This window comes from Myxococcus sp. AS-1-15 (genome assembly GCF_020037055.1).
Classification (GTDB): domain Bacteria; phylum Myxococcota; class Myxococcia; order Myxococcales; family Myxococcaceae; genus Myxococcus; species Myxococcus fulvus.
Window position 1 is genome coordinate 319,208 of the sequence record NZ_JAIQDF010000011.1, and the last position, 22,811, is coordinate 342,018.

General features: G+C 69.9%; 12 protein-coding genes. 9 read left to right on the top strand and 3 right to left on the bottom strand.

The window, feature by feature from the left end; genetic code table 11:
- Positions 1–31: 31 nt before the first annotated feature.
- Positions 32–5,347: an ATP-binding sensor histidine kinase gene (locus tag K8625_RS28195; protein ID WP_223784436.1), complete on the bottom strand. Its 5,316-nt coding sequence runs from the start codon at positions 5,345–5,347 to the stop codon at positions 32–34.
- Between the two features lie 180 nt (positions 5,348–5,527).
- Here K8625_RS28195 and crtI point away from each other — a divergent pair, with 180 nt between their 5' ends.
- Complete coding sequence (gene crtI / locus K8625_RS28200; protein ID WP_370641993.1) at positions 5,528–7,024, top strand: phytoene desaturase family protein; 1,497 nt, start codon at positions 5,528–5,530, stop codon at positions 7,022–7,024.
- 150 nt (positions 7,025–7,174) lie between these two features.
- Entirely contained in the window at positions 7,175–7,981 is an 807-nt protein-coding gene (locus K8625_RS28205; RefSeq protein WP_223784438.1) for a hypothetical protein, read from the top strand.
- Between the two features lie 63 nt (positions 7,982–8,044).
- On the opposite strand, the gene K8625_RS28210 is transcribed toward K8625_RS28205, so the two are convergent.
- A complete protein-coding gene (locus tag K8625_RS28210; protein ID WP_223784439.1) occupies positions 8,045–10,234 on the bottom strand; it encodes a carotenoid oxygenase family protein in 2,190 nt (729 codons plus the stop codon).
- Between the two features lie 217 nt (positions 10,235–10,451).
- Between K8625_RS28210 and K8625_RS28215 the strand changes: the two genes are divergently transcribed.
- Complete coding sequence (locus K8625_RS28215) at positions 10,452–12,473, top strand: response regulator (protein WP_223784440.1); 2,022 nt, start codon at positions 10,452–10,454, stop codon at positions 12,471–12,473.
- Between the two features lie 21 nt (positions 12,474–12,494).
- On the opposite strand, the gene K8625_RS28220 is transcribed toward K8625_RS28215, so the two are convergent.
- A complete protein-coding gene (locus K8625_RS28220; protein ID WP_141323915.1) occupies positions 12,495–14,018 on the bottom strand; it encodes an Hsp70 family protein in 1,524 nt (507 codons plus the stop codon).
- A gap of 318 nt (positions 14,019–14,336) precedes the next feature.
- On the opposite strand from K8625_RS28220, the gene K8625_RS28225 reads away from it, so the two are divergent.
- The 6 genes from K8625_RS28225 (at position 14,337) to K8625_RS28250 (ending at position 22,785) form a co-directional block, all read left to right on the top strand.
- The gene (locus tag K8625_RS28225; protein WP_223750033.1) at positions 14,337–16,586 is read left to right on the top strand and encodes a PrkA family serine protein kinase; all 2,250 of its coding nucleotides are present in this window, start codon (positions 14,337–14,339) and stop codon (positions 16,584–16,586) included.
- Between the two features lie 125 nt (positions 16,587–16,711).
- Entirely contained in the window at positions 16,712–17,587 is an 876-nt protein-coding gene (locus K8625_RS28230) for a serine protease (RefSeq protein WP_223784441.1), read from the top strand.
- A gap of 77 nt (positions 17,588–17,664) precedes the next feature.
- A complete protein-coding gene (locus K8625_RS28235; protein ID WP_046713582.1) occupies positions 17,665–18,117 on the top strand; it encodes a cytidine/deoxycytidylate deaminase family protein in 453 nt (150 codons plus the stop codon).
- A gap of 246 nt (positions 18,118–18,363) precedes the next feature.
- Entirely contained in the window at positions 18,364–19,014 is a 651-nt protein-coding gene (locus K8625_RS28240) for a HAMP domain-containing sensor histidine kinase (protein WP_083560397.1), read from the top strand.
- Between the two features lie 78 nt (positions 19,015–19,092).
- Positions 19,093–20,529, top strand: a complete 1,437-nt coding sequence (gene nla6 / locus K8625_RS28245) for an enhancer binding protein Nla6 (RefSeq protein WP_141323913.1) — start codon at positions 19,093–19,095, stop codon at positions 20,527–20,529.
- Between the two features lie 288 nt (positions 20,530–20,817).
- Positions 20,818–22,785 carry an ArsA family ATPase gene (locus K8625_RS28250; protein WP_223784442.1) on the top strand — a complete coding sequence of 656 codons (1,968 nt, stop codon included), beginning with the start codon at positions 20,818–20,820 and terminating at the stop codon, positions 22,783–22,785.
- The last annotated feature ends 26 nt before the right edge of the window (positions 22,786–22,811 follow it).

The window sequence follows — 22,811 nt, forward strand, 5'->3', positions numbered from 1 at the left end:
GAGGCAGGGGCCGAGTCGTGTCCGGCGCCCGTTACGCGGCGGCCGTCGTGGGCAACAGCGACGGCAGGGAGATGACGAACTCGGAGTACTCGCCCATGACGCTCTCCACGCGAATCTCGCCCTGGTGCTCCTGGACGATGTCGTGGACCAGGGACAGGCCCAGGCCCGTGCCGGAGCCCGCGGGCTTGGTGGTGAAGAACGGGTCGAAGAGCTTCTCGCGAATCTCCAGGGGGATGCCCGGCCCGTTGTCGCGCACCCGCAGCTCCACGCGCGCGGCGAGCCGCCGGGTGGAGACCAGGATGCGGGGCGTGAAGGCCTCGCCCTCGCCGCGGCGCTTGGCCAGCGTCGCGTAGAAGGCGTTGTCGAGGATGTTGATGATGAGCCGGCTGATGTCCCCGGCCACCACCTCGACGGTGCCCACGCGCGGGTCCAGCTCCGTGTCCGTCTCCACCAGGGTCGCGCCTTCGCGCACGCGCAGGCCCTGGACGGCCAGGTTGACGCTGTCGCGAATCAGCATGTTCAGGTCCACGCGGGTGCGCGAGCCCTCGGAGCGGCGCGAGTGCCGCAGCATCGTCTTGATGATGTCCGAGGCACGCCGCCCGTGGGTCTGGATGCGGCGGGCGTTCTGCTTCAGGTCCTCCAGCGTCTCGAGGATGTCCTCGGCGGTGGTGGACTCCAGCTTCCCCGTCTGGGCGCGCAGCGTGGTGTCCAGCTCCGCGGCCAGCCGCGTGGAGAGCTCCGAGAAGTTGTTCACGAAGTTGAGCGGGTTCTGCAGCTCGTGCGCGATGCCCGCCGTGAGGGCGCCCAGCGACGCGAGCTTCTCCTGGGCGACCAGCTGACGCTGCATCTCCTGGATGCGGGTGAGCGTCTCGGCCAGCTCCACGTTCTTGCTCTGCAGCTCCGCGGTGCGCTCGTCCACGCGGCGCTCCAGCGTGTGGCTGTACTCCTCCAGGCTCGCGTACAGGCCGGCGTTCTCCAGGGAGATGGCTGCCTGGAAGGACAACAGGCGCAGGACCTCCAGTCGCTCGGGCGTGAAGGCCCCGCGCGTGGCGTCGTTCTCCAGGTAGAGCACGCCCGTGAGCGAGCCCTGCTTGAGCAGCGGGCTGCACAGCACGGACTTGGGATGCGCGGTGCGCACGTACGGGTCCTCGGAGAAGGGCTCCTCCGTCGCCGCGTCGTCCAGGATGACCGTCTCTCCGGTGCGCACCACGTAGTGGACGATGGAGGCCGGCAGCGCGGTGGAGGACTCCACCGGCACGCCCTGGTCCAGCAGCACCCGCGCGCCGTCCACCGAGCCCTCGGCCTCGATGTAGAGCCCCTCGGGCCGCATGAGGATGAGGAAGCCGCGCCGCGCGCCCGCGTTCTCGATGAGCAGCGTCATCAGCTTGCGCAGGAGCTTGTCCAGGACGATTTCGCCGGACAGCGCGCGCGCCGTCTTGAGCACCGATTCGAGGTCCAGCGAGGCCAGCGGCGTGCCCGCGGACTCCTCGGCCCGCACGGGCTCGGGGGTGGAGGGGAGCAGGTGCGGGTACTCGCGCTCCAGCCGGGTGGCCACCGCGCGCGCGCCCCAGCGGACATACGCGGCCCGGGAGTCCTCCAGGTAGCCATGGGCCACGCGCTCTCGGCGCTGGTCCAGGTGGAACCTCGCCGCCAGCTCGCAGCCGACCGCCTCGTCGAGCGACAGGCCGTGCTCCCTCGCGAGCCGGATGGCCCGGTCATAGCCATCCGCGGCCTCGGTGGGCTTGCCGTCCACCCGGGCCCGCTCCGCGTCGAGCAGCTCCGCGCGCGCGGCGTAGTTCATCGGGGCGATGCGGGCCCAGCCGCGCATCTGCTTGCGGAGCGCGTCGATGGTGCGGGACGCGCGCAGGCGCTCCAGCGGCCCTCGCGACGTGTGCAGCTCGAGCAGGGCCAGGCCCTGGAAGAACTTGTACCAGGGCAGGTAGATCTGCCCGGTGATGAGCTCCGCGCGGGCATCCACCGCGGCCGCGCTCTCCAGGGCGCCCTTCGCGTCGCGCCACAGCCAGCGGCGCATGGTGCGCATGACCTCGCAGGTGGCGATGCCGTTGGAGTAGCCGGCCTGGTGGTACGGCGCGACGATGTCCCGCTCCCGGGCCTCCACGTCGCCGGTGAACGCGCCGGTGAGCACGTCGAGGGTGTGCCGCGTGTATTGGAGGAACGGCACGTTCGTGTGCCGGTGGCTCGCGAGCGCGTCGCGGAAGCGGTCGACGCGGGGGCCGTGCTCCAGGAGCCCGTCCCGGCCGATGAGGGACACGGCGCAGCCGGCGCTCGCGTTGTAGGCGAAGTACTCGATGTCGCCCGTCTCCTGGCCCTTGCTCGCGCCGGCGAAGAAGTCGTCCAGGCACGTGCCCAGCGGCTCCTTCCAGTGGCGGATGAAGAGGTTGAAGACGAAGTGCACCATCGAGCGCAGGCTCTCCGCGCCGAAGCGGTCCAACGTCTTCAGCGCGAGCCGCCCGTAGCGATAGCCCTCCTCGGGGTTGCCCAGGTGGACGCTGAGCATCAACCCGTAGCCCACGTAGCCGAAGGCGGCCGTGCCCGTGGCGCCGTGGCGGATGGTGAGCTGGAGGTTGCGCAGCACCACGAGCGGGAAGAGCAGGGGGCGGGCCATGAACGCGGCCGTGGCCAGCTTCATCATCACCCGCAGCGTCGCGACGAGCAGCGGGTCCCTCAGCTCGGGGAGCGACTCCAGGTCCTCCGGCTTGCGCAGGCCCAGCAGCACCTTCGTCTTCGCGACGCCCGCCAGCACGTGCGCCTGGATGGGGCGCGCGGGCAGGTGCTGGCCCAGCATCCCGAGCACCTCCAGGCCCAGGTCCACGGCGCGCTCGTGCTCGCCGCGGTGGGAGTGGCACTGGATGCGCACCAGGTGCACGCGCACCTGCTCCAGCCGGTCCTGGGCGTGGTCCAGGGCGGCGGTGGCCAGCCGCTCCATCTGCTCGAAGTCCGCCGCGAGATACGCGGCCTCGGCGGCCTCGACGTGCAGGTCGAACGCGAGCGCGCGGTTGGCGCTCCAGCCGTCGTCCCCGAGCAACTGACGGCCTGTCGTCAACAGGCGCAGCGCCGCGGACCACGCGCCGCGTGACTTGGCGCCGCGACCCGCGCGCAGGTCCAGGGCCGCCACCCGGTGCCGCTCCTGCGCGTCCTTCAGCACGGGAAGGGCCAGGTGGAAGTGGCTGACGATGTCCGCGAGCTGCTCGTCCATCAGCTCGGGCGGCGTGTGCCGCAGCAGCAGGCGGCCGATGCGCGCATGGACCTCCGGGCGTTGCTCCGGGGGCGTCAGCTCCAACGCGGCCTGCTGGACGCGGTCATGCGCGAACTGGAAGCTGTCGGAGGGCTCGGTGTCCGTGAGCCGCTCGCCCACGGGCGCGACCAGGGCCGCGTGGAGCACCTCGTCCAGCACCTCCGCCGTCTGCTCGGGCGTCTGCTCCAGCACCGTGGAGAGGTTGCGCAGGGTGAAGGCATGACCGAGCGCGGCGGCCACGGGCAGCAGCGCCTGGGCGCCCGGGCTCAGCTCCCGGATGCGCGCGGTGAGCAGCGCCACCACGCCGTCGCTGAAGTCCTGACCTCGCAGGGCGCCGCCGTCCCAGCGGAAGCCTCCACCCTCCGCGTCGAAGCGCACGAGCCCGCGTTCATAGAAGGCGCGCAGCAGCTGCACCGCGAAGAAGGGGTTGCCCTCCGTCAGCGACAGGACCACCGCGTCGAGCTGCGTGTCGGGCTGTCCCGCCGCCGCGGGGAAGACATCCGCGACCAGTCGTGACAGCTGCTCGGGGGACAGGGGCTCCAGGTCGATGCGCTGCACGGGGGTGCCCGCCTCGCGCAGGGCCTGGGTGAGCCCCTCGACGGGGTGCTCGGCGTCGAGGACTTCGGTGCGGCACGCGGCGACCACGAGCAGGTTGCCCAGCTCCCGGTCCGTCAGGAGCTGGCGCAGGAGCTGGAGGCTCGCGCTGTCCGCCCACTGCAGGTCATCCAGCACGATGACGAGCGGATGCTCGGGCGTGGCGAGGACGCCCACCAGCTTGCGCAGCACCAACTGGAAGCGCAGCTCCGACTCGGCCGGGTCCAGCTCGGCCACGGGCGGCTGCTCTCCCAGCACCAGCCCCAGGCGCGGCACCGCGTCCACGACGAGCTGGCCCATCCCGCCCAGCGCCTCCAGCAGGCGCTGCCGCCACAGGTCCAGGCGCTCTTCGCCGAGCAGGCTTCGGGCGACCTCGCGGAACGCCTCGAAGATGCCGGAGTAGGGCGTGTCGCGCAGGAGCTGGTCGTACTTGCCGCGCACGAACAGGCCGTGCTTCTCCGACACGGGACGCTTGAGCGTGCCGGTGAGCGCGGACTTGCCCATGCCGGCCGCGCCGGTGACGAGCACGAAGCCGGAGCGACCGGTGGCGGCCCGCTCGAAGGCGTCGCGCAGCGCGGCCTGCTGGGGGGCCCGACCATAGAGCCGCTCGGGGACGGCGAAGCGCTCGGGGACGTCCTTGGTGCCCAGCTCGAAGTCGGGCACGCCATTGCCAGTCTCCAGGCCATCGAGACAGCGCCGCAGGTCGGCCACCAGCCCGTAGGCGCTCTGGTAGCGGTCCTCGGGGGACTTGGCGAGCAGCTTGAGGATGAGGGCCGACAGCGTGCGCGGCAGCTCGGGCACCAGCGACTGGGGCGGCGGCGGCGGCAGCGCGACGTGCGCGTGGACGAGCCCCAGCGCATCGGTGTCCGCGAAGGGACGGCGGCCGGTGAACAGCTCGAACAGCATGACGCCCAGCGAATAGAAGTCGCTGCGGGAGTCGACGCTGCGATGCGTGCGGCCGGTGGCCTCGGGGGACAGGTATTCGAGCGTGCCCTCGAGCCGGTCCGGAGCGACGGGGGCCACCTCCGCGCGGGCGCGCCGCGTGGCGAGGGTGAGCCCGGTCAGCTTCACGGACACGCCGTCCGCGCCCACGAGCACGGACGCGGGTTGCAGGTCCCGGTGCAGGATGCCGGCGGCGTGGAGCTGGCCCACGGCGCGCGCGAGGGCGACGGCGAGCCGGCAGCCGGCGAGGACCTCCATCCGCCCCACGGCCAGCCGCTGGGCGAGCGTCGTCTCGCCGAAGCCCTCGAGCACGAGCACGGACATGCCGGGACGGAACTCCTCCAGGGCCAGCGGGTGGAGGACGCCGTCGAGGCGCAGGGGATGGGTCAGCTCGAATTCGTGGCGGAGCCGCTGCGTGAGGGCTCCGGGGCGCGAGGGCTCCGCGAGCTTGAGGTTGACGGTGGCTCCATCGTTGGCGCGGGTGGCGCGAACGAGTTGGAAGGAGCCGGAGCTGGAGAGCGCTCTGTCGCTTCGGTAGCCAGGGACATCAATCATTGCTCGACCCGTGCGCGCAGGGGCGCGGCACCCCCCTTGGGGCCGGCAGGCTAGCTGTGCCCGCCCGCGGCTCGCAACCGAACCAGGCCCACTTCACGGGGCGGCTGCCTGCTCACCGGAGTGGTGGTCTGGGGCCGGGTGTGCCATGCAACCTCCACGGTGATGAGAGCGACGGCCAGGGTGGAACAGGACACACGGCGGGACGGCAGGCGCGTCCTCATCATCGGCAGTGGTTTCGGAGGGCTCGCGGCGGCGGTGCGACTGGCCGCGCGTGGCTGGCGAGTCACCGTCCTGGAGCGTCGCGCCGTCCCGGGTGGCCGCGCCCATGCCTTCCAGCAGGACGGCTTCACCTTCGACGCGGGACCCACGGTCATCACCTGTCCGCACCTGCTCGAGGAGCTCTGGGCGCTCGCGGGACGGAAGCTCTCGGAGCATGTCGAGCTGCGGCCGGTGGCGCCGCTCTACCGGATGCGTTTCCCGGATGGCTTCACGTTCGACTACCACACGGACCGGGAGCGGATGCTCGAGGCCGTGCGGCGCGTCTCGCCTGGGGATGAGGCGGGCTACCTGGCGCTGTCCGCCCGGGTGGAGCGGATGTACGAGGCGGGCATTGGCCCCTTGATGAGCGCGCCCGTGCCGCATGTGCTGAGTCTGGCGCCCTTCACGGCGGCGTTGGTTCGCGACGAGGCCTTCCGGACGATGTATGGCCTGGTGTCGCGGCACGTGAAGGACGAGCGGCTCCGGCAGGCGCTGAGCTTCCACCCGCTGCTCATCGGCGGCAGTCCGTTCTCGGCCGCGAGCGCGGTGTACACGTCCATCCAGTTCGTCGAGCGTCGCTGGGGTGGGTTCTTCCCCGTGGGGGGAACGGGTGCGCTGGTGCGAGGCCTCGTGTCGCTGCTGGAGTCGCTAGGCGGTGAGGTCCGCTACGACAGCGAGGTGTCGGAGATCACCGTGGAGGGGCGCAAGGCCACGGGGGTCCGACTGGGCTCGGGCGAGTGGCTCCCCGCCGAGGCGGTGGTGTCCAACGCGGACGCGGCGTGGACGTACCGGTACCTGCTGCCGCGGCACGTGCGCAGCCACTGGACGGATGACCGCATCCAGCAGGCGCGTTACTCGATGAGCGTGTTCCTCTGGTACTTCGGCACACGGCGCCAGTACCCCGAGGTCGCACACCACACGCTCCTGTTTGGTCGGGACTTCCGAGGCATGTTCTCGGGCCTGTCGGGCTCGGGTCAGCCGTCGCAGGACCCACTGTTGTACCTGCACCGTCCCACCGCGACGGACTCGGGCCTGGCGCCGCCAGGACATGACGCGTTCTATGTCCTCGCGCCGGTGCCGCATCTGGGCGAGGGCTCGAACTGGAAGGCGAGGGCGGAGACGTTCCGTCGCACGCTGGCGGAGCGACTGTCGCGCACGGTGTTGCCCGGGCTGGAGTCGGAGTTGATGACGTCGAGGGTGTTCACGCCCGAGGACTTCCGCGATGACCTGCGCTCGTTCCGGGGCGCGGCGTTCAGCTTCGCGCCCACGCTGTTGCAGACGACGTTCTTGAGGGCGCAGGCGAAGAGCGAGGACGTGGACCGGCTGTATCTGGTGGGCGCGGGGACCCATCCCGGCGCGGGTCTGCCCGCGGTGCTGTGCTCGGCGAAGATCGTCGACACGGTGATGGCGGGGGCGTGAAGGGGGGGGCCTCGGGCGCGGGCTCGCGACGAAGAACGGCGCGCGCCAGAACGCCGGAGGTGTCACGCTCTGTCGTGCATGGCGAGCGTGGGCTGCACGAGCGCCGGGGCGAGGTGTGACATTGCCCATGCCGTGCGGAGGTGAAGGGACATGGCGGAAGTCGCGGGACTCGAGCGCTGTCACGTCATCCTCAAGGCCGCGATACTCGCGGCGAAGCCCGAAGACCGGCCCGCGATTCGTTGGGCGCTAGGCGGCCCGCGTCCCGTGTGCCCGGCAGCCGGTCAGGTGGAGCTGGGATTGTGGTTCTCCTCCCTCGTGTCGCCGTTCCTCGCGGACCGCTTCGAGGAGGCCGTCGCGCACCGCATCGTCGAGCGCGTGCGGGACTTCCTGTCGAAGCCCCTGCGCCTCACGCCCCAGGAGTCACTCTCGCTGGGGCATGACAAGAAGCTGACGAGCAAGGCGGGCCGCGCCTATCACGCGCTCATCGCGGACTCGCGCTCCGAGGCTGACGAGTCGGAGGCGCTCGCGGTGGTCCGGCGGACGGCAGGTGCTGCGGCGGCGCTGTGTCGCGGCAAGGACACCTTCGTGCACCTCACCGCCGCGGTGGCCCGTGTCGTGAAGTACCTCGACGAGGAGCCCGGTCGCGCGGGGCTGAGCGTGCAAGGGCTGCTCATGGAGCTGGATGCGCGCATCCTCCGACTGGAGTGCCACGCAGCCATCGCACCGCTGCTCGCGGGGAGCGCGCCTCCGGACCTCGAGGTTGTCCTGTGGCGCGCTGACGGCGGCAAGGGGACCGCGAGGCACTTCATCGCGAGGCTTCGCGGCGGGAAGCTCGGACTGGTGACGAAGCTGGGCGCGAGGTGGACCTGGATTCAAGGAGGGAAGGACGAGGTCCTCGCCTCCGTGCCGGATGCCTGCTTCGAGGAGGCGACCCGCGCGGTCATGGCGGGTGACTGAGTCGCGCGAGCCCGTGCCTCGGAGAACCCATGCATCCTCCGAGGCACCACCGCCGTCATGCCGCTACTTCTTCCGAGGCGCTCTCATCGTGAAGCGCGGGTACACGTCGTTCTCGAACACCTCGCGCAGCTTCGGGAAGTTGAGCACCCAGCGCACGCCCATCCGCCACGGGGCGAAGAGCGCGCGCGGCACGCGGGGGAACAGGCCCGGCAGCCAGTCCTCGTAGGCCTTCTGCATCGCGCTCACGTCGTAGTCCTCGCGCACGTCCACGCAGTAGGGCGGGTCATCCGGCACGTGGCCATCGAGGATGTCCCCCAGGCCCGGCGGCAGATACGTCGTGTGCAGCGTCATGCCGATGTCGAAGTTCTTGCTGCCCAGCCGGCAGATGGGTCCCTTGGCGATGTCCTCCGAGTCGAAGATCCACACCTCGTCCCCCGTCGAGTCCGGCGGCAGGTTCGGCGTGGGGTCCGACACCACCAGCGCCACGACGTAGCCCTTCCAGTACGGCACCATCGGCAGCTTGATGCTCGGCACGAACTGCGGCGCGAAGCCGAACCAGCCGGTGGGCAGCACGTAGCCCTCGAAGCGGCCGGAGTTGACGAAGAACTTGAAGAAGCTCGCGGCCCGGCCCTCGCGGATGGGCATGCCCTCCCGGTCTCCGACGATGGGCTTGTACATCTGGTAGATGAACTCGGGGACCATGTCCGCCGTGAAGCCATCCGAGTTGAAGTAGATGGCCAGCTCGTCCTCCGGAATGCCCCAGTTGATGCCGCCGGGGGGCTCACCGCCAGGAGGCGGCTCGCGGGGGACCTCGTCGAGGTACAGCTTCAGATTGGTCTCGAGCTCGCCGTTGATGAGGCCCGTGTTCGAGAAGACGGTGAGCCCCCACGTGTAGTCATCGTGCGAGTGCAGCTTCGACTCGATGGTCCGCCGGCGCATGTCGATGTGGTGCACGCCCAGCGAGCTGCGCGTCACCGGCACCGCCGTGGGCATGCCCTGCTGGTACGCCTGGGCCCGGTTGCCGTTGATGAGCAAATCTCCCTCCTGGATGGTGTGGGAGAGGTCCTCGGTGGGAGAGTGCCCCACGACAATCGTGATGACGTCGTCCGGGTTCTCGTAGCGCGCCGCGAAGTGCAGACCGCCACCGCCGGACTGGAAGCGGTACGCGGGGATCCTCGGCGGGTCATCGGGCAACAGCGTGCCGGGCGAGGGACGCAGGTCCGAGCGCTTCACGACCCAGAACACCGCCTGGGGATAGGAGGGCTCGGAGGTCAACCGGCTCACCAGCCGCTGCAGCCGCGTCATGCCCGGCAGCGCGGACTGCACCGCGATGCTCCAGAAGTTGACCGGGAAGTTGCTGTCCAGCAGGACGACGTAGTCGCGCGTGACGGCGATCTGATGCAGCGACTGCGTCACCACCGGCTTGCCCGTGGCCGCGTCGATGAGCGACCAGTGGTGCAGCCGGTTCTCCCACGTGTCCCAGCTCACCAGGTGCGTCCAGCCCTCCCCGAGCGGCCACTTGGGCGCGTGATTCGTCAGGAACAGGCGCGGCTTCTGCCCGGCGCCCGGCGCCTCGGAGATGGCCACCGGGTGCTCGAACGCGAAGGCGGGGTGCGCGGTGCTCTGCAGCAGCGGGAACGTCCACGGCGTGCCGATGGCCGGCTTCCACTCGCGCAGGTAGCCCAGCGGCGTGTACGCCTCCAGCGTCATCGGATGGATGGCCCACGGACGGCCCGCGTCCGTCGTCACCAGCATCATGTTCTCGCCCTGCACCAGGAAGGGCGCCGTGTTGGGGGCCTCCTGCGCGCCCAGGGCGATGGACACGTCCGACAGCGTCGTCTCCCGGAACTCGTTGAGGTAGCGCGTGAGCGGCCCGCGCGACGTCTTGCCCGCGTTGACCGGCTCGCGCGCCACGTACGACGGCGTCTCCATGATGGAGGAGCTGAACGTTGCGTGGGCCCCGTCGAAGTCGAGCCGCAGCACGAGCCCGTCGGAGGCCAGCGCCGGTGAGCCCTCGGACACGCTGGGGCCGGCGACGAAGACGTGGCCGTGCAGGTCCGGGGGAAGCTTGCCGGCGAGCACGTGCAGCGGCTCGCGCGTGAAGCGCTCCCGGTTGGATGTCATCGCGTTGCGCGGCATCCCGGGTCTGAGACCCGGCGGGACGGCGACACCAGGGTACGTCGTCCCATCCGGCAGATGGGGCGGCGCGGGCGGCGGCACATCCTCCGCCGAGGGGGAAGGAAGGGGAGACACGGCGCTTCGAGTCACATCAGGCATGACTCCTCCACGGGTAGGGAGCTGCGGAACAGGTCGGGGAACGGGGCCAGCACGGTAACACGTGCGACGCCCGCGACTCGGACGAGGTGGCACGTCCGCCAGGGGAGGGAGGGGGCGGGATGGTGTTCCGGCGCGTGGACCCGATGTGCCATCATCGCGACGCCCGGTGCGACCAACCATGAACCAACACGACATGTCTGAGCCGCGCATCATCGGCGGGCGATACGTCCTCGAGCGGGTGCTCGCGGGCGGTGGGATGGGCACGGTGTGGGTGGCGACGGATCCCAAGCTCCAACGCCGCGTGGCCCTCAAGCTCATGGCCACCCACTGCGCGCCCACCCCGCACGCCTTGCGCCAGTTCGAGTGGGAAGCCCAGGCCATCGCCCGCTTCCAGAGCCCGCACGTCATCCAGATCCACGACTGCCATCTGGAGGGAGACACCCCCTACATCGTCATGGAGCTGCTCGAGGGCGAGGACCTGGAGGCCCTGCTCAACCGGCGCGGCCGCCTGTCGCTCGCCATGGTGGAGCGGCTGCTCACCCAGACCTCCCGCGCCCTCACGGCCGCCCACGCCGCCGGTGTCATCCACAGAGACCTGAAGCCCGCGAACATCTTCCTTTCCCGGAGCGCGTCCGGAGAGGTCGTGAAGGTGCTGGACTTCGGGCTTGCCCTGTTGACCCAGGGTGGCACGGCGCATCCGCACCCCGAGGAGGAGATGGCGGGGACGCCGCGCTACATGAGCCCCGAGCAGCTCCGGGGGCTGTCGCCCAGGTTGGACCACCGCTGCGACCTGTGGGCGCTGTCGGTGGTGGCGTACCGGGCGCTCACCGGACAGCACCCGTTCCCGTTGGAGTCGCTGCGCCAGTTCCGCCTGGGCAACGTGCCGCCGCCGCCGGTGGCGCCGTCCTCGCTGGCGCCCGAGCTGGGCACGGAGGTGGACGCGTTCTTCGCGCGGGCGCTGGACGTGGACCCCTCGAAGCGCTTCCAGTCCGCGCACGAGCAGTCCTCGGCCTTCAGCGCGAGGGTGGAGGCGGGGCGGCCCGCGCGTCCAGCCAAGGTGCTGGTGGTGGACGACGAGCCGGATGTCGCGGTGCTGATGGAGCAGGTGTTCCGCAAGCAGGTCCGCCGCAACGTCTACCAGTTCCTGTTCGCGGCGGATGGTGAGGAGGCGCTGGAGGAGCTGCGCCAGCACCCGGACACCGAGGTGGTCCTCTGCGACATCAACATGCCCAGGATGGACGGGCTCACGTTCCTGTCGCGCATCGGCGAGGTGACGACGCTCACGCGCGTGGTCATCGTCTCTGCGTACGGGGACATGAGCAACCTGCGCACGGCGATGAACCGCGGCGCGTTCGACTTCATCACCAAGCCCATCGACTTCCCGGACCTGGAGGCCACGCTCGTCAAGACGCTCAAGCACGTGCGCGAGCTGCGGCGCACGGTGCGCTACACCGAGGAGAACGGCCTCTTGCGCATGTTCGTCCCGGGCGGCGTGCTGGAGCGGCTGCCGCCGATGATGCAAGGCACGGAGGCCATGGCGGGCGAGTGGGTGGAGGGCACCGTCGTCTTCGTCGACGTGCACGGCTTCACCCCGGTGCTCAAGGACGAGGCGCCCCCGGAGTCGCTGCGGCGGCTCAACGCCATCTTCGAGGCCATCGTCCCGGAGGTGCTCTCGCGCGGCGGCACGGTGGACAAGTTCGTGGGGGACGCGGTGATGGCCGTCTTCCGCGGCCCCGGCCACGTGGACCATGCGCTGGAGGCGTGTCTGTCCATCCGACAGCAGCTCGAGGTGCTGGCCATGCGAGGAGGCGAGGGCGCCCCGTATGCCCATGGGGTCTGCATGGGGTTGGACTCCGGCGACGTGGTGTCCGGCAGCATCGGCGCGAAGGCGTCCGGGCGGCTCGACTACACGGTGCTGGGGGACGTGGTGAACACCGCGGCCCGGCTGTCCACCCTGGCGCGGCGCGGGCAGGTGCTGCTCAGCGAGCGGACCAAGGAGCGCGCGCAGGAGCCCTTCGACTACGCGGCGCTGGGACCCCAGGTGCCTCCAGGGGCCTCGGTGGAGCTGCTGGTGTACGAGCTGCTCCGGGCGGAGGGGGCACGCACGCCGGTGTCGGAGGACTCGACGCCGTACATGCCCTCTTCGGGGGGCCACGAGGAGCCCGGGGAGGGCTCGCACGAGGCGGCGGGGCTGGTGGCGCAGCCGTCCCGATGAGCGGGGACGGCGCGCGGCGCTTCAGCTGCTCTGGGTGACGCGCACCGTGGTGTTCATCTCCCGGCCGGTGGCCGGATCCCGGGCGCGCATGGTGAGGATGCCTTCGATGTTCACGTCGAAGGTGATCTCCACCTGCACTCCGCCGGCGCGGGCCTGCTGGATGCCGGAGAAGGTGAACTCACCGAGCATGTCGTTGCGCGCCACCATCTCGTGGTCGCCCTGGAAGATGCGCATGGCCAGCTCGGTCTGGTTGTCCATGCTGGTGGTGGCGAGCAGCTGCTTGGCGTTGGGGATGGGCGCGTTGCGCGGGAAGACGACGTGGAACGCGCCGCCGGCCTTCTCCAGGCCGATGGCCATGGGAATCACGTCCAAGAGCTGGATGCGCAGGTTGGTGTCGTCCTGGAGCGAGTGCGCGTAGAGCGCCGCGCCGATGGCGACCGCCTCGTCCGGGTGCACGGCCTTGCTGGGCGCCTTGCCGAAGAACTTCGTCAGCCGGTCCTGGACGATGGGCATGCGCGTCTGGCCGCCGACCAGCATCACCTGGTCCACGTCCTTGGTGGACAGGCCCGAGTCCACCAGCACGCGCGCCACCATCTGCAGGGTGCGGTCGACGAGGTGGTTGGTGAGCTGCTCGAGCATCTTGCGCGTGAACTTCATCTCGATGTTCAGGGGCTGGCCCTGGGACGTCATCGTGATGAAGGGGATGTTGAAGGGCACCTCGTCGCGCGCGGACAAATCAATCTTGGTGCGCTCGGCCAGGTCCTTGATGCGCTGCATGGCCACCGGGTCCGTGGCCAGGTCGATGCCCGTCTTGGCCGCGAAGTCCTTGAGGACGTGGTGGATGATGGCGTTGTCGAAGTCGATGCCGCCCAGGAACACGTCGCCGCCGGTGGACTTCACCTCGAAGACGCGCTCGCGGATCTCGATGATGGAGACGTCGAAGGTGCCGCCGCCCAGGTCGTAGATGACGACCTTCTCCTTGAGGCCCTTGCCCACGCCGTACGCGAGCGCCGCCGCGGTGGGCTCGTTGATGATGCGCACGACCTCCAGGTCGATGAGCTTGCCCGCGTCCTTCACCGACTGGCGCTGCCGGTCGTTGAAGTAGGCGGGCACCGTCACCACCGCCCGCTTGATGGGCATCTTCAGGTAGTTGGACGCGACCTCGCGAATCTTGCCGAGGATCTTCGCGCTCACTTCCTGGAGCGTGAACTCACGCTTGCCGACGTCCAGCGTGACGTCGTTCTTCTTGCCGGGGCGCATGTTGTACGCCACGACCTTCTTCATCGTCTCGACGACGTCGCTGCCGAAAGGACGGCCCACCAGACGCTTGGCGCCGTAGACGGTGTTGCGCGGGTTGAGCTGCCACTGGCGCTTGGCCTCGTAGCCGATGAGCTCGTTCCCCTTGTCATCAATCGCGAAGATGGAGGGGATGGTGTACTCACCGCCCTTGTAGGGGATGAGCTTGACGTTCCCGCTGTCCTCGACAATCGCCGCGCACGAGTTGGTCGTGCCGAGGTCGATGCCGATGATGGGCTCCTTGTGCATCGTGTCTGGGCTCCGGGTGGCCACCGAAGAGAAAGGCTGGACCGTAGCGCACCCCGGCCCACCACGCGAGTAAGCTGACACCCACCTGCGACAAAGCCCTGCAACCCCGCACCATGTCGGGCGAAAAGTCCACCTGGGCTACTCTCCCCCCTGGAGGACGGCCGACGGCCCGAGCACGTGGGGTGGACGACACGGCGCCAAAGGGCCCTGGACTTTCCGGAGGGTGGGCGGGAAAGGTCGAGGAGGGCAGAGGACGGCCTGCGGCGCGCTGGTGCCGTGGCTAGATCAACGGACCTGGACGACGACGAGGAGAGCCACGTGGACGCGAAGGGGTATCTGCAGGAAGTGGGCTCGCAGGTGAACGCCGACTTCGTCAAGAACCGTTCGATCCTGTCCTTCGAGGAGTACCTGTCGCTCTTCCTGAACGACCCCAAGGCCCAGGCGCGCAACGCGGCGCAGTACCTGCGGGACGTGATGGACCACTTCGGGACGGAGACGGTGCCGCACCCGACGGGGAGCATCCGGCGCTTCAAGGTGTTCGATGCGCAGCACAACGAGCGCGACGGGCGGGTGGCGGGGCAGGAGGAGGTGCAGAACGCCATCTACCGGGTGCTCGGCAACTTCGTGCGCGCCGGCCGCATCAACAAGCTCATCTTCCTGCACGGCCCCAACGGCAGCGCCAAGTCCTCGCTGGTCAACGCGCTCAAGTCCGGGATGGAGACGTACTCGCGGCTGCCGCAGGGGGCGCTGTACCGCATCGCCTGGGTGTTCCCCTCGGAGAAGCTCATCAAGGGCTCCATCGGCTTCGGGGAGCGGGCGAGCACCGGGGACGGGGAGCTGACGACCTTCGCGCACCTGGACGCGGAGTCCATCGACCTGCGCATGCCCTGCGAGCTCAGGGACCATCCGCTCTTCGCCATGCCCGCGGTGGACCGGCGCAAGGTGCTGGAGACGGCGCTCAAGAAGAAGGGGCTGGGCAACGGGGACGGGGAGACGGGGGACTTCATCCTCTCCGACTACGTGCGCGACGGCGAGCTGTGCTCCAAGTGCCGGCGCATCTACACGGCGCTGCTCAACTCGTACAACGGCGACTGGCTGAAGGTGATGCGCCACGTCCAGGTGGAGCGCTTCTACGTGTCGCGGCGCTACCAGGTGGCCACGGTGACGGTGGAGCCGCAGATGAGCGTGGACGCGGTGGTGCAGCAGCTCACCGCGGACCGCACCCAGCTCAACGTGCCCGCGCCCCTGCACAGCACGGTGCTCTTCGAGCCGCACGGCCCGCTGGTGCACGCCAACCGCGGGCTCATCGAGTACGCGGACCTGCTCAAGCGGCCGCTGGAGGCCTTCAAGTACCTCCTGGGCTTCAGCGAGACGAGCGAGGTGCCGCTCGAGCCGTTCGTCCTCCAGTTGGACGAGGTGCTCATCGCGTCCTCGAACGAGAAGCACCTGGGCGCGTTCAAGGAGCTGCCGGACTTCGCGTCGTTCAAGGGCCGCATCGAGCTGGTGCGCGTGCCGTACCTGCGCCGCTACCGCACCGAGCAGCAGATCTACGACGCGCAGGTGTCCGCGACGACGGTGGGCAAGCACGTGGCGCCGCACGCGACGGCGGTGGCCGCGATGTGGGCGGTGCTCACGCGGCTCAAGAAGCCGATTCCGGACCGCTACCCCGGCGACGTGAAGGAGCTCATCGACCACGTCACGCCGGTGGAGAAGCTGCACCTGTACGAGGAGGGCGCGCCGCCGGACCGGCTCAGCCTGGCCAACACCAAGGAGCTGCGCAAGCTGCGCGAGGAGCTCTTCACCGAGTCGGACGCGTACCCCAACTACGAGGGGCGCATGGGCGCGAGCGCGCGGGAGATCAAGACGGCGCTGTTCAACGCCGCGCAGAACCCCGACTACAAGTGCCTCAACGCGCTCGCGGTGCTGGAGGAGCTGGAGGCCATCTGCAAGGACAAGAGCGTCTACGAGTTCCTGCTCCAGGAGGTGGTGGACGGCTACCACGACCACGAGGCCTTCGTGCGCGTGGCGGAGGCCGAGTACCTGGACCGCGTGGACACCGAGGTGCGCGAGTCCATGGGCCTGGTGTCCGAGGGCCAATACCGGGAGCTGGTGGAGCGCTACATCCAGAGCGTGAGCCACTGGGTGCGTGGCGAGAAGATGCGCAACCGCGTCACGGGCGAGATGGAGAAGCCGGACGAGCAGCGCATGCAGGAGGTGGAGGCCATCGTCATGCCCCGGGGCGAGGAGGTGGCGGACTTCCGTCGGGGGCTCATCGCCTCCATCGGCGCCCACCGGCTGGACAACCCGGACGTGGTGATGGACTACGCGCGCGTGTTCCCGGACATGTTCAAGCGCCTGAGGGACCACTACTTCGAGGAGCGCAAGCGCGTCTTGCGCAAGAACAAGGAGAACGTCCTCAAGTACCTCTCCGAGGACCGGGCGCAGCTGACGTCGCGCGAGCAGACGCAGGTGCAGAGCACGCTCAAGACGATGGCGGAGCGCTACGGCTACTGCGAGCACTGCGCGAAGGACGCCATCCTGTTCCTGATGAAGAAGCGCTACGCATGAGAAGCGGGCGAGCGGGCTGACGGGGCCTGCTCGGGCGCCTGCTTTCCATTGGTAAGCGGGCTCGGGAAGATGGGGGCGTCGAGCGAGTTCGCAGTCCTACGCACTTCCTTCCTCCCGGAGAGTCGATGACCCGCTTCCTCCTGGGCGCCCCCGTCGCCCTGCTCGCCCTCGCGTCGTGTGCCGGCGCCTCGTCGCCCCACGCGAGCGCCCCCGCGCCCAAGGCCGCTGCCGAGGTCGTGCGCGTGGTGGCGATGCCCGAGCCCGCGCGGCCGACGCGCAAGGAGATGGTGCGCCGCATCCTCCCGCACAACGTGCGGCTGCAGATCGCCGAGGGGGACAGCGTGCGTCGCACGGCGTCCGGCGTGGTGGTGGGCTCGGAGCGGGGCGAGGACGGCGTGGTGGCGTGGGTGGTGACCAACGCGCACGCGGTGGTGATGGAGGACCTGAAGGCCCCGGAGCTGCGCGTGCTGGTGGACCGGCGCGGGGACGTGGAGACGCACGTGGGGCAGGTGGTGGCGCGGGGAAAGGTGCCGGAGATGGACCTGGCGCTGGTGCGCGTGCCGGGGCTGGGGCTGCCCGCGGTGGAGCTGGCGGAGGAGGCCGAGCTGGAGCTCGGCGAGGACGTCGTCGTGGCGGCGTCTCCGTTCGGCCGCGCGCTGTCGCTGTCCGGCGGCATGTTGTCCCAGGTGGAGTGGGACCGGGAGTCGCGGCGGCCGAAGCTGGTGAAGACCGACGCGCCCATCGGCTACGGGGCGTCGGGCGGTGGCATCTTCAGCCTGGAGACGGGCCGGCTGCTCGCCATCGTGGAGGGCTACCGCACCGCGCAGGTGGGCTTCGAGGTGCAGCAGGAGAGCTTCAGCTTCGATGTGCCCATGCCCGGAGAGACGTTCGCCGCGCCGAGCACCAAGGTGCGCCAGTTCCTCAAGGCCCAGGGCTTTGGCCGGCTGCTCGAGCGCAGCCTGCCTGGTGAGGGAGGCGTCGCTCACGCCGCGGGTCGCTGACCCGCCTTTTTGTCGACAGGCGCCCCGTCCGCGCTACATCCGTCCCGCTCTTTTTCGCGTCACCAGGAGGCGAGCGCATGTCCGGACGGGTTTCGTGGGATCAGTACTTCATGGACATCGCGAAGCAGGTGGCCACCCGGGCCACGTGTGATCGCAAGCACGTGGGCGCCGTCATCGTCCGGGGCCGCACCATCCTGTCCACCGGCTACAACGGCTCCATCCGCGGGCTGCCCCACTGCGACGACGTGGGCCACATGATGGAGAACGGACACTGCGTGGCCACGGTGCACGCGGAGGCCAACGCCATCATCCAGGCGGCCACCAACGGCGTGGGCATCGACGGGGCGACCATCTACACCACCGCCAGCCCCTGCTGGCCGTGCTTCAAGCTGATCGCCAACGCGGGGCTGGTGCGCATCGTCTTCGGGGAGTTCTACCGGGACCCCCGCATCTTCGAGGTCGCCACCCGGCTCAACCTGGAGCTGGTGGGCCTGGGCGAGGCCTCGCGCCCGCCCGCGTCGTCGACCTGAGCGGGAAGCCCCCGACTCACGCGGACGGAAGCGCCACGGGAAACGTCGCCCGGAGAACACTCGGGAGCCTGCGCAAGTAGGCGTCGCTACACGGGAATTTGCCGGTTCCGGCAAGAATTACCGACCCAGGGTTGACGTTGTGGAACACGCTCCCTAACTCTTGGCCGCGGTGGGGTGGCGGCGGGGGAGGGAGACGAAAAACCCGAGGAGTTTCCGTTGGTTAGCTCGACGGCTGTGTCCAGCAGCATGGTGCGTGTCCAGGAGTCGACGGATCCGGTGGTGGGCGCTGCCCGCTACGGCGCCGTGCAGACGCTGATGGACAGCCTGCTGCACGACGTCCGCAACCCGCTCAACGCGATGGCCATCCATCTGGAGGTGCTGTCGGAGAAGCTGAAGGCGGAGACGGGGCAGGTGCCCCCGTCGCAGGAGAAGAACCTCAAGGCGCTGCGCGAGCAGATCCAGCGCGTGGACGGCATCCTGCGGCAGTTCTCCGACTTCATCGTGTCCAAGGGCGGCGCGGCGGGCGAGGTGGACCTGTCGGACGCGACGACGCGGGCGATGAGCGTGGTGGCGCACGAGGGCCGCAAGCGTCGCGCCACGATGCAGGTGGCCGTGGAGGCTGGGGTGCGGGTGCGCCTCTCGGACACCTCGGAGCTCGGTTTCTTCGTCATCCAGGCGCTGCTGCGGGGAGTCCGGCGGGCGGAAGGTGGGGGTTCGGTGCGCGTGACGGTGCGCGCGGACGGCCCGGTGGCGGTGCTGGAGGTCGAGGACACGGGAGGGGACGGCGCGCCGGAGCTGGCGGACGCCGTGGCCGCGCTGGGGCTGCGCTGTTCGCAGCTGGGTGTGGACCTCCATGTCCGCGGCGGCTCCTGCCGTCTCATCTTTCCTCGCGCTTGAGGGCTGTACCGAGCAGCGGGCTTCTCATTCAGAGTCATCCCCAATCCGCGTCACGACGCAGTACCGGAGGTCTTCATCTTGGGTAGCGCACGAATCCTGGCCGTGGACGACGAACGCGACACGTGCGAGGCGCTGGCAGAGATGCTCAGCTCCTGGGGGCACAAGGTCGAGACGGCCTTCGACGGGCACGATGCCCTGCGCAAGGCCGGCGAGTTCCGCCCGGACGTCGTCCTGTCGGACCTGGCGATGCCCGAGACGGATGGACTGTGGTTGCTGCGCAACCTCAAGGAGGAGCTGCCGGACTGCCCGGTGGTGTTCCTCACGGGGCGCGGCACCATCGACGCGGCGGTGGAGGCCATCCGCGAGGGCGCGTATGACTTCATCGTCAAGCCGCTCGACACCGCCCGCCTGAAGGTCTGCATCGACCGGGCGCTGGAGAAGAAGGAGACCCTGCGCGAGGTGCAGACGCTGCGCCGGCGGCTCAAGCAGCTGGGCTCCTCGGACCTCATCGCCCAGTCGGCGGGCATGCGCAAGGTCATCGAGCTGGTGGAGAAGGTGGCCCCGTCCAAGGCCAGCGTGTCCATCAGCGGTGAGTCCGGCACGGGCAAGGAGGTGGTGGCGCGCGCCGTCCACAACCTGTCCCTGCGCCGCGACAAGCCCTTCATCGCCATCAACTGCGCGTCGATCCCCGCCACGCTGATCGAGTCGGAGATCTTCGGCCACGAGCGCGGCGCCTTCACCGGCGCGGATCAGCGCCGCCCGGGCGTGTTCGAGCTGGCCCACGGCGGCACGCTGTTCCTGGACGAGCTGGGTGAGATCCCCATCGACCTGCAGGCGAAGCTCTTGCGCGTCCTGGAGGAGGGGCGCCTGCGCCGGCTGGGTGGCAAGGTGGAGATCGAGGTGGACGTGCGCGTCTTGTGCGCCACGAACCGCGACCTGAAGCAGGAGATCAAGAACCAGCGCTTCCGCGAGGACCTCTACTTCCGCCTCAACGTGTTCCAGATCCACCTGCCGCCCCTGCGCGAGCGGCGCGAGGACGTGCCCATCCTGGTCCAGCACTTCGTGGACAAGTTCCGGGGGGACTCGGCCAAGCGCGTGTCCGGCGTGCACCCGGAGGCCATGGAGGTCCTGAAGAACTACGAGTGGCCGGGCAACATCCGCGAGCTGCGCAACGCGGTGGAGCGCGCGGTGATCCTGTGCGACGGGGAGCTCATCACCCGCGAGCACCTGCCGCCGGACATGGCTGGCAAGGGCCCGGAGCGGCATACCTTCCGGTTGCCATTCGGGTTGAGCCTGGACGCGGTGGAGCGTGAGTACATCCTCGGCAGCCTCCAGCGCAATGGCAACAACAAGGCGCGCACGGCGGAGGTGCTCGGGGTGAGCGAGAAGACGCTCTACAACAAGCTCAACCGCTACGCGGCGGAGGCTCGCACCCAGCAGTCCGGTCCTGGAGGGCCGTTGGGCGGGCAGGGGAGCGATGGTCCGCTGAGCGCCAGCAACCTGCTGGCGCGCTGACCTGACGGGTAGGAAATCCGCTCCGGATTCCGCGCTGTTGGAGCGGCTCGGAGACGGTGCGACGGGGGCCTCGGCAGGAGGGGTCGGCAGGGGCCGACCCTCCGCGAAACCCCGCGTCAATTCTTGACTTTTGACCTCTGGACAAGGGATTCTGCGGTCGCCTCCCACCCACAGGGAGGGCCCGGCCGTACAGGTCGACGCTCCGGGCGACTCCGAAGCCTTCAACTCGGCAAATCAGGAGTGTGCATCAGGGTGCCGCCGGGGGGGCACAAGGAAGGCCACAACGCAATGAGCGACGCGCGAGTTCTTCACTTCTTCGGCGGCAAGGGCGGGGTCGGCAAGACCACGCTCGCGGCGGCGTACGCGTTGCGATTGTCGGAGGAGGCCCCGAAGGAACGGGTGTTGCTCGTCTCGCTGGACCCCGTGCGCTCCCTGTCGGATCTGCTCAAGAAGAAGCTCGGCGCGAAGCCGACAAAGCTCGTCGCCGGCAAGGGCGAGGGCGGCGTCTGGGGCCTGGAGCTGGAGCCCGCCGCGCTGCTCAAGCCCTTCCTCGCGGAGTACCTGCCCGCGCTGAAGAAGGCCGCGGTCAAGGGCACGCACTTCACCGAGGAGGAGCTGGGCTCGCTGTACCAGCAGGCCATCCCCGGGCTGGAGGAGCTGGTGGCGCTCTTCCATGTCGTGGCGCTGATCGACGACAAGGATTTCGACCGGATCATCGTGGACGCCTCGCCCACGTCGCACACCCTGCGGCTTTTCGATCTGCCGGTGGGGCTGCGCAAGTTCCTGGGCCTGGTGCGCGCCGGTGAGAAGCCGGCCGCGACGACGGGCAAGGGCAAGAAGGCGCAGGAGGCCGCGGCCGCGGAGCCGGGCTACCTGGAGGCGCTGGGACAGAAGGCGGAGAAGCTGCTGGCGCTCTTGAAGGACCCCGCGCGCACGGCCTTCCACCTGACGGCGCTGGCGGAGCCGGTCCCCGAGGCGCAGACGCGCATGCTCTTCACGCAGCTGCGCGAGCGCGGGCTGCCGGTGACGGAGATCGTCGTCAACCAGGTGGAGGACCGCGAGGGTTGCCCCGCGTGTCAGGGCCGCCGGGGACTGCAGGCGCCGCACGTGCGCAAGTTCCAGGCGCTGGACAAGACGGTGCCGGTCCACCTGCTGGGTCGCCGCGAGGTGGCGCCGCGCGGGCTGGACGGCGTGGGTCTGTTCGCCAAGGCGTGGGCGGGTGGCAAGGAGACGAAGGCGCTGGAGTTCGCCGCCGCGGAGGGCCCTCCGGCCCTGGTGCGCGCGCCGTCCATGCCGCCCATCGCCGCGCCGCCGCTGCCTCCCACGCGGCTCATCTTCTTCGTGGGCCAGGGCGGCGTGGGCAAGAGTTCCTGCGCGGCCGCGGCCGCCGTGACGCTGACGGAGAAGGAGGGGCCGGTGCTCCTCATCTCCACGGACCCCGCGCACTCGCTGTCGGACGTGCTGCAGAGCCGGCTGACGGACACCGAGACGCAGGTGAAGGGCACCAAGGGCCTGTACGCGCGCGAGCTGGACATGGCGGGCTGGTTCAACGCCCTGCGCAAGCGGCTCAAGGAGAAGGCGGAGAAGGCCTTCGAGGGCGCGCCCAAGGCGGGCAGCGAGGTCCCGGCGGATCTGCTGTACCTGCGAAATCTCCTGGAGTGCGCGCCCCCGGGCATCGACGAGCTGGCGGCGATGAGCGTGCTGACGGACGCGCTGGTGCAGGAGCGGTTCAAGCGCATCGTGGTGGACTCGTCGCCGGTGGTGAACTCGGTGCGGGTGGTGGAGCTGGCGGAGACGGCCAAGACGTGGCTGGGCGCGCTGCACACCGTGCTCAACAAGCACCGCGCCAAGGGCCTGGGCGAGCTGGCGGACGACATCGCCGGGATGATCAAGCACGCCAAGCGCTTCGAGGAGGCCCTGGCGTCCCCGTCGGAGGCGCGCTTCGTGGTGGTGACGCGCGGCGAGGACCTGGCCGCGGCGCGCACCGAGCGCGTGGTGGAGTACCTGAAGGAGAAGAAGCTCCCGGTGGAGCGCATCCTCGTCAACCGCGTGGGCCCGAAGTCCACGTGTGAGAAGTGCGAGAACCGCCGCAAGCTGGAGCTCAACGCGGCGAAGGCCATCGAGAAGAAGCTGGGCCTGCCCGTCACCATGGCCCCGGCGCTCGGTCGTCACCCGGCCGGCCTGCGCGAGCTGAAGGCGTTCCGCACGGCGTGGTACGCGCTGTCGCCGCCGGCCGCGAAGATCAAGGCCGCCTGAGGTCCCACTGGGGCGGCTCTGGCCGC